Raw genomic sequence first — 12032 nt, 5'->3', positions numbered from 1 at the left:
CCTCCTTGGTCCAAGTCCCATACGGCGCACGCATGTGCCGCGGCCACGAGCCCGCATCGAAAACACTCCAGTTCCTTGTTGACTCGCAAAGGGCTCACCGCGCGCCACCGGACAGATGCGCGTCAAGCGCGGCCATCCGGGATCAGCCTGCCAGAGCGCTGCACCCAGCGACGCTAGATCGCCCTTGTCGCTATTGGCTTGGGCTGCGCCGTTCTCGCTAAGGCCGGCCAGAGATCTGAGGGCGAGCTGCCCATGCTGCCTCATGGCTGATGTTCGGGCCAGATTGATGCATCCAAGCAGCTCCCGCGCGCCAGTGGCTCGCTGATGCAATAGAACACGTTGCACTGCGCCCTAGTCCGATAGCGCGACCAAGACGGGCCTCGATCTGGGCGCAAGAGGTGATCACGTGCTGGCGCTTGCACGTCATCCGCCAATTGCATTGAAAATAGCGAATACGTCATGACGCGCCTTTTCCTCAATCATCCTTGATAGCCGGCGGTTAGCTATGTGGATTTGGAGAATATTGGTAAAATCTATTGTTTTGATGCGAGGTATCCATGCTGTGGATGGGCCAAGAGGGATCCATCAACATTGAGGCGTGAGCCGATCCTCTTGATTCAATTGATCAGGCGCATGCCGAAGAATGGCTCAGCATGCGACCGTCCATTCGGTGAAGGTCCTAGCCAGGCATCGAAGCCCTCTCGGGAACGCGAATCATGACGCCTGAGCTGGATCAACTCAAGCGCTGCTTCCCACGAGCAGAGTCGAGCCTACGCCGCTGCCTAATGACGACACCTGGCAAGCGATCGCCGGAGCGGGGCATGCATCAATGCATCTTGAGATGAGTGCTGCAGATACCGACTTCGTTAAAAGGATCCTGAGGGCGGCGCGGTTCGCCCGTCATGAACATTTTCATTGCAAAGTCGAGCGACCTGTATGCTCGATCGCGGACCGCCTGCGGCAAATCAGGAGTTGCGTCAATCGCAGCGCGCGCGTCGCTCATAATCTTATCTTTTGCGGAAAGAAGCTTTGCATCTAACATGACATGAAGCGTCTCTCGAACTTCAGGTGAGATTGAGCTGTCGCCATCGATCAATTCTCGAAGTTTCCAAAACATACGCTCGACTGCTACCATCGACCCGAGGACTGACATCAGTCTTGGTGACATCATTGGCCATCTCCTTCTCCAGCCAGATTCTGGCGACCATCCCAGCGAAATCAGACCTGTCCCCTTTGACACCGGCGCGCGAGGCGACCCTGAACAGGCGAATGACTGGGATACATGTCCGCTGCTACGCTCCAGCGGGCGTGAGACGGACGTTCAAGATATGCTCAGGGGAACTCACAAACTGTGCGATTTGCGAGCAAGGCATTTATCTTTCCTGTGCTCCAGGCCGTAACCCGGTAGCGTGCGGTGGCTCACGTGCAAAACTGACATGGAGGGTGTGCGCCGCTTTCCATTTGCCACAATACATGCAGCGGCATCGGAGTTGGACTTCTGCCACGCATCCGTGCTCTTCCGCTTTCTCACTCGGATCGCTCTGTTGACGAGGCCGAATTGAGTGAGTGATCCCGGTCACGCAAAGGTGGTCATCCGATATCCCGGTGCTCGGGGCGCCCACCCGTTTTGTGATTGCGTGGGTGCATCGAGATCGAGCCTCCCGATCTGGCGATGGTGTGTTGGTCGTGCGCCACGTCGACCTCGATCGATCTCTTGAGTCTCCATCGGCTGTCCGGTCGAGCTCAGAAAAGATTGCAACTTAAACGAGCAGATCATTTCCATGTGCTGGATTCCCGATCTCTGATTGGTTCATTTCGTCTGTCTTACTGTCCTCGCCACTGCACGGCTATGCTGTGCAAACCGTGCATTTCACCCACCAGCGGCCACCGCGCTTCTCCGCGCGCAACTTGCCGCGGCGGATCCGAGAGAGCACGCCTTCGGGGCTTATGTGGTTCATCGCTGCGAATCGCTGAACAGTGAGGTAGTCCTCATGCAGAGGTGGAGGGGTGCTAATTCCGTGCGCAGCCAGCAGAATGCGCAGCGAAGCCAACTCCGCCAGCACGATCTCGAGCTTACGCGCGATCTCCTCCGTCTGGTCGGAGCGCTGCCGGGACCGCGTCACGACAGGCCCGCCCGTGCGATAAGCCGCATCTTGGATTCGTGTGGAATGCGATCGACGAACTGGCGCGCCAAAGCGGGATGAGCGTGTGCCAACTCACCTGTCCAAGCAAACCACTGCTCGGGCAATGTCAACGCACGCAAAATGGGAGACAGGGCATTTATTGCCGTTGTTTGGTGATGTAGTCGAAAGGGTCTCATGCGCGTAAGAGCCATTTGAACCATAAGAACGGCCTGACAAATGCATCCGGCTGCGGTGCTCATGGGTCTCGGTGTTGCCATTTATTGCCTGGTCAAGGACGAACTTATTGGAATCTCTGTTGGCTCACCGTCAGTGCTCTGCCGCTATGAGCTCGGAGTGAATCGCAGTTGCTGTGTTGAGGCAGGCATCCAGTGACAGAGATCCAAAGGCGAGCTGGCAAAGGAGATAGTTGGCGCCTGCCTCTTCCACGTGATCGAGAAGAGTTTGGCGCACCGAAGCGCGCGTTCCGACAACGCACAGTTCACTCTCAATTGCGGCATCCAAGGTTAGGGGCAGGTTGGATGGAGGCGGGATGTCATTGAGCTCGTACAGGAACTTAAAGCTCTTAAGCCATGTTTCGTAGGCTGGCGCGGCGAGGGAGCGGGCGGCTGCTTCAGAGCTGGCAATTACGACCATGCGGAGTAATGCGAGAAATGGTGCTGAACCGTTGGCGTCATGCTTGGCGTTTTGATGAGCGCGATAGCGATCTGTTACCTTGCGAACGGCAGAAGAGGGCCCCATGCACGCCAGATTAGCGCCATTCGCCGCCGCCCAATGCGCGGACTCTGGCCGATTTGTAGCAATCCATGTCGGGGGACAAGGACGCTGGTGAGGTGAAAGCGTCAAAGGAACGTCGCTCAGCGCAAAATGTTTCCCTTCGTACGAGAGCGGGCCGCCATTCATCGCGTTAACGAAGATTTGGGAAGCTTCCTCGTAACGGCTTGAGGCAACATCGGCTCCAACCCCAAAATAACTCAGTTCGAGCGGTAGGGAGCCGCGACCAAGACCGACCTCGACCCTGCCGCTGCTCAGGTGATCCAACATGCAGATCTCCTCGAATGCCCGCAACGGGTGGTAGAGGTTGAGCAGCATGACCAATGGACCAACGCGAAGTCGCCGTGTGCGTTGTATGACGCTTGACAGAAACACGTTCGGCGATGGACCGCGTCCATGCGGGGTGCAATGATGCTCCGCCAGATGATAGGCATAGAAACCGAGCCGGTCGTAGGCCTCCGCCAGCGCGAGGCGGTCCGCGTATTGCCGGGCGATATTGGGGCCGTCCTCGTCAAGATGATCAAAGATGCCGCAGGTCAGGTTTGAGGGAAGAACGTTTCTCACTCAGTTATCTCCTATAGAGAGGACCGGAGTCCGCCGGGTTTTGGGGTGCAAGAGGCGCTCGCTGGCACTGCGGTGCATATGCTGCGAAGCCGTTCTCAACAGCTCGCAATGCGCCGATCGGACAAAACTGACTCCGGCTGCGTCGCGAAGCTGCATCATGTGTGGGTCCGGATCGATGACGAAGGGGGATCTGTGACCTGAGTGGAAGGGGTCACTAGCCACGGCATCCCACTTTCTTAAGAATGCTGCCGACAGCCGCAAGAAACGCATCCATCTGGCGCTTTGTACCGATGCTAACCCGAATGCACTCTTGCAGACCGGCATCCGGAAAGAAGGCAACGAGGACGCTCTGGTCTTGCAACGCCGCCTGCCACCATCTGCCACCCTGGCCTACCGGCACACGGGCGAGGAGGAAGTTCGCGTGGGAAGGCGTTACGGAGAACCCAAATTCCGAGAGGGCCGCCGCTACCCGCTGACGCTCAAGCCTGACGTGGCGATGGTTCTCCTCGTAGGCGTCGCGATGCGCAAGGACGCTCATGCCAACGGCATGAGCGACCACATTCATGTTGAAAACATTCTGGATGTTGCGAAGCCGCCCAATCAGCTCGGGATGGCCGAAACCGAAGCCGACGCGAATGCCAGCGGCGGAATAACTCTTGGAAAACGTGCGCAGGACCAGAAGATTCGAATGGCGCTCAACGAGGCGTAGGCCGTCCTCAGGTGCGAAATCGACATAAGCTTCGTCTAATACGATCAATCGATCAGATCGTATAACAAGGCGCTCGATCTCAGCGAGCGGAACAAAGGTTCCGGTCGGATTGTTCGGATTGGCCAGCAGAATGAACTTGGCATGTTTAGCCCGACCGAAAAGCAGCTCGTCCATCGGCAAGCAGTCGGGTTCAGACCAGGGAATTTCAATGAACCGGGCCCCTTGCAACATGGCAAGCTTGCGATTGAATGAGAAGCCGGGCGACATCATTGCGATGCCGTCGCCCGGGGCAAGAAAGGCTCTGTAAATGAGACTGAGGAGTTCAGACGATCCATTGCCAGCCATCACGCGATCAGTGGCAATCCCATAGGCGGCTGCGGCCGCTTGTCTCAAGCTGACATTGTCGTCTTCTGGATAGCGGTATTGCACCTCAAGAGCTGCAATTGCGCTTCGCATCACGATGGCCGGCAAAGGAAATGGGTTCTCATTCGTGTTCAGCTTCACGCAAGTATTGTCCGGGGTGGGCCGCCCGGACGGTAGAGCATCCAATTCGCGAGCCACCGGCGAGAGCGAGGAAAGCATAGTTTGCAGTTTTGCATCCAATTTGGTGTTCTCCCTTTTGTCGGCGAGAGCAGTTGACGGCCTTCATCGAGCCTACGTGATGCGCGCGCTGTGTTCGGAGCCGGGAAGCGAAGGCGTGCATGAATGTGAGGGGTGGGGTGCCATAGGCGGGCTCAGATATAAGCGCCGCACCGGATCAGAGCCCGTCTCAAAGTCCGGCAGCGATCAGCACGGATCAGGCGGCACACGGCGTTATCCCAGCGAATACCTGTTTCACGAGGGGAGGCAACGCCACGTCCACTCGGCCGAACAGCGCTGCTAACGCTTGGCTTGAACTCGCGTAATCCGAAGACAGACTGCGCACGACTGATATCTTGCCACAAGCTACGTTCCTTCTAAAGAGGTCCTGGCAGCTCACTCTCGAGAGCGAGGTGCGCATCAGTTTCACTAGCTGGAAGAAGTCACCGATGTTCGTCGGCCTTACGAATGTGGAAGCGATGCTCACTCTAGTGGCACCAGGCGAATGGGAACGTACTCTTCGGACGGCCGTTCGGGCGTGCACGACAGCTGCGATAGCATTGCCGCGAGGGCGAGAAATGCTGCGACTGCGGCGACTGCGATGCACGTGAGCAGCGCGTAATCGCTATGTCGAGGATGGTTCATCATTCGAACGCTCCGTGCGGCGTTGGTGCGGGCGGTCAGGTCTGCGCGACCGCTTCGACGGTATTGTCGCGCCAGCGGTAAACGATGAACCCAGGAGCGGCATTGTCTCCCTTGGAGTCGAATCGAACCGTGGCAATGGCCGTTTCGATTGAGCCCGAGGTAGGGCCGCAGCGACCCGCGTGGCACAAGGTGCCCGCCCGTTTGACCGAGCCTGCCCATGCTTGAACTGCGGCATAAGCGTAGAGCATGCAACCTGCGGAAGATAGGCTCGAACCATTAAGCTTGGCGACAGCGGCTGCCCCTGCAGCATTCGTCGTTGAGTCCGGCATAAACGTAAAGAGCGTGCCGTTTGCGCAGTCGCCGGCAATGGCCAAAGACGATCATCCACCGACTTGTTCTCGCCCAGCGCTCTCACCGGGAATTTCCGAAAGTGATGCCGATCATTGGAGTCTCCGTCGGCCTAGCCGGCGCTCTGTCGGTCGCCCCGCCGCTGCGTCGATGCTTTTAGAAGGTACAATGTGACGCTACGTACGAATCAAGTACTTCGAAGGGTGCTCGTCGAGGTTGATTGCCAAAATCCACACAGCGAAGGACCCCAAAGAGTGCCGACAACGCAGATTCGCAGGCGAATTGCTACGGGCCAACGATCCTCAGTCAGACAAGGATCAGCATCAGTTCATTGGGTTTAGAGACATTCCAGTAACCGAGTCGCGGGCAACCGGTGCGTCAACTCTTTCCCAGCTGGTCCTCCAGCGCGGCGAGGGCGAGATCCAGGTATCGCATGAGACTCGCATCCCAGCCGGCGAGATTGTGTGGTTCGGTCAATCGCGTCAGCACCTTAAGTATCATCGAGACAGTCGAGTCAACTCCTGCGATCTCAGTCAGCAGCGAACGAGCCTGACGCGCGACCGCATTTGCCCGCTCACTGCATGGAGGCTCGCCCCGATCCATGCAGCTTCGTAGCTCGTCCCGAATCTTCCGCCACCGATCTTCGCGGCTAGCGTTAGAGGCGCACGTGCAGATGGCCGAGGGGGTACGCTCCTCGATCCGCGACATTGCATCTAACGTGGCCGGCAGCTCGTCGACACTGACTTCTGTCTCACCTTGCGTCGTCATATTGCGCAATCGGTCCCGTAATAATGTCGCCCGCGCGACTTGAACTTCAATTCGCTCCAGATGGTTGCGCAATAGATCCGTGAGAGATGTCCGCCCCTCGATGGCTTTGCGGATCTCAGGAAGCGAGAAGCCGAGCTCACGTAGCGCGCGAATCTGAGAGACGCGTTGTAGGCTTTCACGATCGTACATGCGGTGACCGCCATCGGTACGTTCCGAGACCGTCAACAACCCGGTATGTTCGTAGTGATGCAGAGTGCGTACCGTTACGCCGGTCGCCTCTGCAAGTTCTCCAATGCGCCATCGGCGCCGTCGTGGTGTGGCGTTTGTCATGGTCCTCAATTTGCAAGCCTACAACCTGACGTCACGTGAGAATCAAGTTATTTCAATGATCTAGATGATGGTCTCTTGCTGCGAACGCCCGGGAGGACTGAGCGCATGCTGTTGATCAAGCGGCCGAGACAAGTGCAAGCATCAAGTTCGCCAGCGACGCCAATTCGTCCCTCGCTGCGCGTTGCATCACAAGTCTGGCGATCGCCACGCGATTCTCGCTGGTTCGCATGCATGTCGGTAAAGACGCGATTGCTCTATCAAAAAGATTTCCCAAGCTCGCGAGATCCTCCGGATCGTAGACTCCGCTCGGCTTATCCAAGAGTAAGCTCCTTTGATTGTCGCACCCGCGCCGCACGTGACGAAGCCGTTTGGCTGTGGTGGGGCAAAAAGGAGACGGAGCGGCGACGTGCGCGAAAGAATGTGACAGGACGTTCGTGTGGTGCCGTTGTGCAACACGGCGTTTGCTTCCCTTTTGTCCAACACTGCCCCAACCGAAAACTGTGCAATTTCTGCTGGATGCTGCCGCAGCAGTGGCCATCTGCTGTCTGATCGCCACGCGAAGCGAAAGCAGGTACATGCAGCCCCGCTTGCTCTTGAGACACAGCTTCACGAACGGCGGCCCAGACACAGTACTGATCTGATCAGATGGGCCTCCTTCGGTCGAATCCTTGCTGTAATGTCTATCGTCGAGCCGGGCGTTGATTGGTCAATCATCGCAGATCAGTCTTACCATCACATCGTGGCGCGGCCCCCCGCTCGGCTCCTAACAGCGTTTTCGACAAGCTGCTAGTCCTGTTGAGATGGCTTTGTGGGCGCTAAGGCGTTGTTCGCGCATGGCAACATCGGGTTTTGGAATGCCACAAGATGATGGCTGCTCTTCAACGGCGCAAGTCTGCGACGCAAAGCGTCGGTAGAATGAGAGAAAGACGGGCCGCAAAACCATTCCCGGCATGTATCTCAACGCAAGCGCACCTCGCGCGGCTGGCGAAACGTTACTCGCGATTGAGGACCGAGCCTCGAAGGATCGCTCCGATATCCGTTGGACGTGTAGGCGCTCAAAACGGTCAACACGCCCCGGCGCCGCGCGGCCGCGTCGGGAAAACACGACGTGCCATAGCTCCTACAGCAATAACTCGCATATCCAGACGTGAGCCGGATCAGTGTTGCGCAGCACAGTCCAGCTGTCGCGGGTAATGGCTTGCTCGTCCAGAAGCTCACTCACTTTCATCCCCGAACAGTATCGCTTTGGTGTGCGAGCGCTGGACATAGATGCTTTGGGTAAGATAGGCAAATCATGTTACCGCACCGAAGTAGCTCTTCGGGGACAGCGGTGAGGGGCCGCAACTCGGGGCTAACGGCGGCGGCATCCCGCGCGCCACGATACTTTCGAAAATAACACGACTGTCGCGAGATCCGAAAGGATGACCCTGCACTCACGATCCGATGTGGCTGGATTGACCATGTCGCCCGAAACGATCAAAAGCTGTAGGTGGAGCAGGGCTTGGCGAATGGGAGCGGCGAGCCCTTCCGTGCGCCGGACATTGGCACAGTTGCCGCCCTCTCATCATAAACACTCATCCCCCAAGCACGCGCGCAGCGGGCGAGCTCACGGCGGGTGGATCCAGGTTGATCCTGCGGCCAGCGAGTTTGCGGTTGCGCTCCGTCATGCGGGATCGAGTTTAAGAGTAAGATAAGCGCCGTTGAGATGACGTGTCCCAACCTCCATGCCAGCCTTGCGCAGACCTCTCACTTGCAGGTTCCGCTCTCCCGAGTTACGCCAGCTCGCGTTGCGCTTTCCGGACGCGACTGTGGACAGCGTTGGCGTTCGGCAGAACAAGTTGGTTCGACGCGAACGAGCCGGCATCGACCCTGTGGGGCGGCCCGCCAAGAGGCGTCTAGCTACTGGCGTGCTTCGGCATTACTGCTGCGATCGCCGGGACAGTAGACGGCAAGGAGAATGCCCACCGGCAGGCGAAGAGCGGTGCGGGTGCCTACCAGTGTCCACGTTTGCAGCCTCGATCGCAGGTCTTGGTCTACAACCTGACGCGGTGTACGATTCAAGGGATTCTAGTGCCGAGGCTGGACATCGTTCACCTGACTGGCCGGATCATTTCGAGAGCTCTGAGCTCAGCTCATGTAGAACATTGCGATGCAGCCCGTCGGATCAGCGGAAAGTCATTGCGGAGCGCCGCCGAACGAGCTGTATGACGCGCAAGATCGTCACGCCAGCGCGAGATCAATAGCGCCGCCGACCCGATCAAACTACGCTCAAGCGCGCCAATCCGAACACCAGCGAGGACCGGAGCTTCGAGCCTGGCGTAGATCTGGTTGACGAAGAGTAAGTCGCAAACGGCCGAACAATCCTAGAACGGGCCGTGACATTGGTTGGTCTCGGACGGAGAGAGCATCATGGATGCCTCTTGCAAGAACATGTTGCGCATCCAAATGCTTGCAGGATCAGTATTATGAATGGCCGGCCATTGGACGGCCTCGGTGAATGTGAGAAGTCGCAGCGGAGGTTCGATGACCCGCAGGGGCATCGTGTTTGCGAAATGGCTGACCAATCTTGAGGGCATGCTCGCTATACGGTTGGTGCCCAATAACATAGGCGGAATCATACCAAAACCTTGCACAGCGACCTCGGTGCGTATCTTGAAACCATGCTCGAGCAAGAGCCATTCGTGGAAGGAGGGCCTCAGGGAGCGCCCGAACTGGGCTTCCACGTGCCCGATCGACATGTACTTCTCGAACGTAAGTCGCGGCGCCAGCTGCTTGTTCATCGGGCAGCCCACGCAAACGAAAGTGTCCTCGAACAGTGCCGCCTTGGGATGCGCACTCGACATGAACATCTCCGGATACATGAGAAAATCGACTTCACCGCGCCGGAGAAGTTCATCGGGTTCCTCTACGGGCGGCAGCAACTCGAAATTGATTGTCGGAGCTTCCCGCGCGACGCGGTCCACGATTCGTCGAAGAAACACGACAGTCATGAAGTCGGACAGGATGATCCTGAATCGCCGGTTCGATTGAGACGGACTGAAACCGTCCGGAGAAATGATGGAGAGCTGAATGTGAGCGAGAGCCTCGCGAATCGGGACTGCGAGCGCTTGAGCCCGCGGCGTTGGGACAAGCTTCCGGCCCCTCATCGTGAATAGCTCATCGCGAAAGTAAGTGCGAAGCCGCGCGACGGCAGCACTCATGGCAGGTTGACTGAGGTTGATGCTTCTTGCCGCCGCAGTGAGATTGCCTTGCGTCACCAGGGCGTCGAACGCGACTAGGAGATTCAGATCGAGGCCCTTGAAACGCATAATCTTGAGTGATCCACCGTATGAATGTGTTCTATCGATACAATCGATTTTACCATTTGTACCGAATGAGGATAGCAAAGGATAGTTTAGCGAGATGTCAGATCTATCAGAATGGTTACAAATCGCACCGCGTCTCAGCCCAGCGCCAGGGATCGATCAAGACATCTGGACCGTGCGGTCGCAGTTTCGCGCGTGTTGCGCAAGTCATATCTCGGCGAGATAGCACGGTGGGAATCCGCAAATGAGCGTGGGCGTATAGGACGAGCAAACCATTGTATGGCTTCGCCAACCCATTCTATACCGGCCGTGTACCGCTGTAGAATTGAGCGAACGCTCAACCTGGCCGTAGATTTCCCTCCAGTTGGACCCCTTCGGTTGTGGGTGCCAAATGTGTTTTGGTCGCATCCGATTGCGTCCTTGCTGCGGAGAAATCGTGCGGAACATGCAAGCGAAGGCGTCCTTGGCGAATCTGATGCGAGTTGCGCACACGCTCGACGTCGTATCCATTGTGAATGCAGATCGGTCAGTGCGTGAAGCTCTGACAGATATGGTGTTTTCCGCGGGTTACGTACCCGAACCCTTCGAGAGCGCAGACGAGTTCTTGAAATCGGGCCGCCGTTTGATCACGTCGTGCTTGATCGCGGACATGCAGTCGAGCGTGATGAGTGGCTTTGAGCTTTTCCATCATCTGGCTGCATCCGGAGGCGCGATTCCCACCGTTCTGCTCACAGACAACTCCGAAGACGATATGAGGCGAGTCCTGCAAGCTGGACTCCAGTTCTTGAGCAAGCCTTTCCAGCGTAGCGAACTGCTGGCCTGCGTCAGGAGTCAGATAATGAATAGGAATTACTCTCTATGAAAATGATCGCGCCCGAATCCACACGAGGTGTTTCGGCGCGCCCTCCAGTTCGTTGGAGGCTGTGCTGGGAGAATGAGCTTCAACTTGCTGACCATATTGAATTGTCCGACTTCTTCCGGAAGACCTATGGTCCGACCGGGGCATTCAATGCAAAGCCCTTTGAAGGTCATCGAAGCTGGGCCGGCGCAAGGCCTGAGATTCGGGCAATCGGCTACGATGATTGTGGCGTCGCGATTCACATCGGCGCACTGCGCCGCTTCATAAAAGTTGGTGAGGTCGATCTGCTTGTGGCTGAACTCGGATTGTACGGGGTACGCCCGGATCTCGAGGGGCTCGGCATCAGCCACTCCATCCGCGTGATGTATCCGGTATTGCGAGATCTTGGCGTGCCGTTCGGCTTTGGCACGGTCCGATCCGCCCTGCAGAAACATATTACCAGGCTGCTCGGGCGACAGGGATTGGCGACTGTTCTGCCAGGGCTCCGTGTCCGGTCCGCTCGCCCGGATATCTATCTCACTGTGCCTCCGACGCGCGTGGAGGACGTGGTCGTCCTCGTCCTGCCGATTGCGAGGCCAATGAGCGAATGGCCGGACGGTGAGATGATTGAACGGAACGGGCCAGAACTGTGACGTCCGCAGACAACAAGACTGAAGCGCGGAGCGACTACGCCGACGCCGGCGGAGAGCACTGCGTCTATCTGACATTTGATGATGGTCCCAACCCGCATTGCACGCCGGCTATCCTGGATGTGCTGGCGCAGCATCGGGCCCCCGCCACCTTCTGCGTGATCGGTGCATATGCAGCAGGTCAGCCGGAGCTGATCCAGCGCATCATCGCAGAAGGGCACGAAATCGCAAACCACACAATGACGCACCCGGATTTATCCAAATGCATGCCGGATGAGGTGGAATACGAGATCCTCACGACGAACAAGGTCATCGGAATGGCCTGCCCCCGAGCCTCTGTGCGGCACATGCGTGCGCCGTATGGGACTTGGACCAAGGAGA

General features: G+C 57.6%; 10 protein-coding genes. 3 read left to right on the top strand and 7 right to left on the bottom strand.

What is annotated here, in order from left to right:
- Positions 1-826: 826 nt before the first annotated feature.
- The 7 genes from IVA80_RS32340 to IVA80_RS32310 form a co-directional block, all read right to left on the bottom strand.
- Positions 827-1171 carry a hypothetical protein gene (locus tag IVA80_RS32340; protein ID WP_247438997.1) on the bottom strand — a complete coding sequence of 115 codons (345 nt, stop codon included), beginning with the start codon at positions 1169-1171 and terminating at the stop codon, positions 827-829.
- Between the two features lie 676 nt (positions 1172-1847).
- Positions 1848-2123 (bottom strand): hypothetical protein, encoded by a 276-nt coding sequence (locus IVA80_RS32335; RefSeq protein WP_247438996.1) that lies wholly within the window; start codon positions 2121-2123, stop codon positions 1848-1850.
- Positions 2124-2450: 327 nt separating this feature from the next.
- Complete coding sequence (locus IVA80_RS32330; RefSeq protein ID WP_247438995.1) at positions 2451-3479, bottom strand: LLM class flavin-dependent oxidoreductase; 1029 nt, start codon at positions 3477-3479, stop codon at positions 2451-2453.
- A 214-nt stretch (positions 3480-3693) separates the two neighbouring features.
- On the bottom strand, positions 3694-4770 hold the full coding sequence (hisC, locus tag IVA80_RS32325) for a histidinol-phosphate transaminase (protein WP_247438998.1): 1077 nt from the start codon (positions 4768-4770) through the stop codon (positions 3694-3696).
- A gap of 677 nt (positions 4771-5447) precedes the next feature.
- Positions 5448-5786 (bottom strand): hypothetical protein, encoded by a 339-nt coding sequence (locus IVA80_RS32320; RefSeq protein ID WP_247438994.1) that lies wholly within the window; start codon positions 5784-5786, stop codon positions 5448-5450.
- A gap of 352 nt (positions 5787-6138) precedes the next feature.
- Complete coding sequence (locus IVA80_RS32315) at positions 6139-6858, bottom strand: MerR family transcriptional regulator (RefSeq protein WP_247333180.1); 720 nt, start codon at positions 6856-6858, stop codon at positions 6139-6141.
- Positions 6859-9221: 2363 nt separating this feature from the next.
- The gene (locus tag IVA80_RS32310) at positions 9222-10166 is read right to left on the bottom strand and encodes a LysR family transcriptional regulator (protein ID WP_247438993.1); all 945 of its coding nucleotides are present in this window, start codon (positions 10164-10166) and stop codon (positions 9222-9224) included.
- Between the two features lie 460 nt (positions 10167-10626).
- On the opposite strand from IVA80_RS32310, the gene IVA80_RS32305 reads away from it, so the two are divergent.
- The 3 genes from IVA80_RS32305 to IVA80_RS32295 all read left to right on the top strand — a co-directional run.
- On the top strand, positions 10627-11025 hold the full coding sequence (locus IVA80_RS32305; protein ID WP_247438992.1) for a response regulator: 399 nt from the start codon (positions 10627-10629) through the stop codon (positions 11023-11025).
- On the top strand, positions 11022-11654 hold the full coding sequence (locus tag IVA80_RS32300) for a NodA family N-acyltransferase (protein WP_247438991.1): 633 nt from the start codon (positions 11022-11024) through the stop codon (positions 11652-11654). Before IVA80_RS32305 ends, IVA80_RS32300 begins: the two co-directional genes overlap by 4 nt.
- Positions 11651-12032: polysaccharide deacetylase family protein (locus IVA80_RS32295; protein ID WP_247438989.1), on the top strand; the 382-nt coding region annotated here is incomplete at its 3' end. The genes IVA80_RS32300 and IVA80_RS32295, both read left to right, overlap by 4 nt.

The sequence above is a fragment of the Bradyrhizobium sp. 139 genome, from assembly GCF_023074175.1.
Taxonomy (GTDB): domain Bacteria; phylum Pseudomonadota; class Alphaproteobacteria; order Rhizobiales; family Xanthobacteraceae; genus Bradyrhizobium.
Note: the sequence above shows the minus strand (reverse complement) of the source record. Positions and strands in the feature narration are given on the sequence as shown.

Coding starts and splice junctions, on each gene's coding strand:
- IVA80_RS32340 (WP_247438997.1), bottom strand. CDS start 1,171: ATGATGTCACCAAGACTGATGTCAGTCCTCGGGTCGATGGTAGCAGTC.
- hisC (WP_247438998.1), bottom strand. CDS start 4,770: ATGCTTTCCTCGCTCTCGCCGGTGGCTCGCGAATTGGATGCTCTACCG.
- IVA80_RS32315 (WP_247333180.1), bottom strand. CDS start 6,858: ATGACAAACGCCACACCACGACGGCGCCGATGGCGCATTGGAGAACTT.
- IVA80_RS32310 (WP_247438993.1), bottom strand. CDS start 10,166: ATGCGTTTCAAGGGCCTCGATCTGAATCTCCTAGTCGCGTTCGACGCC.
- IVA80_RS32300 (WP_247438991.1), top strand. CDS start 11,022: ATGAAAATGATCGCGCCCGAATCCACACGAGGTGTTTCGGCGCGCCCT.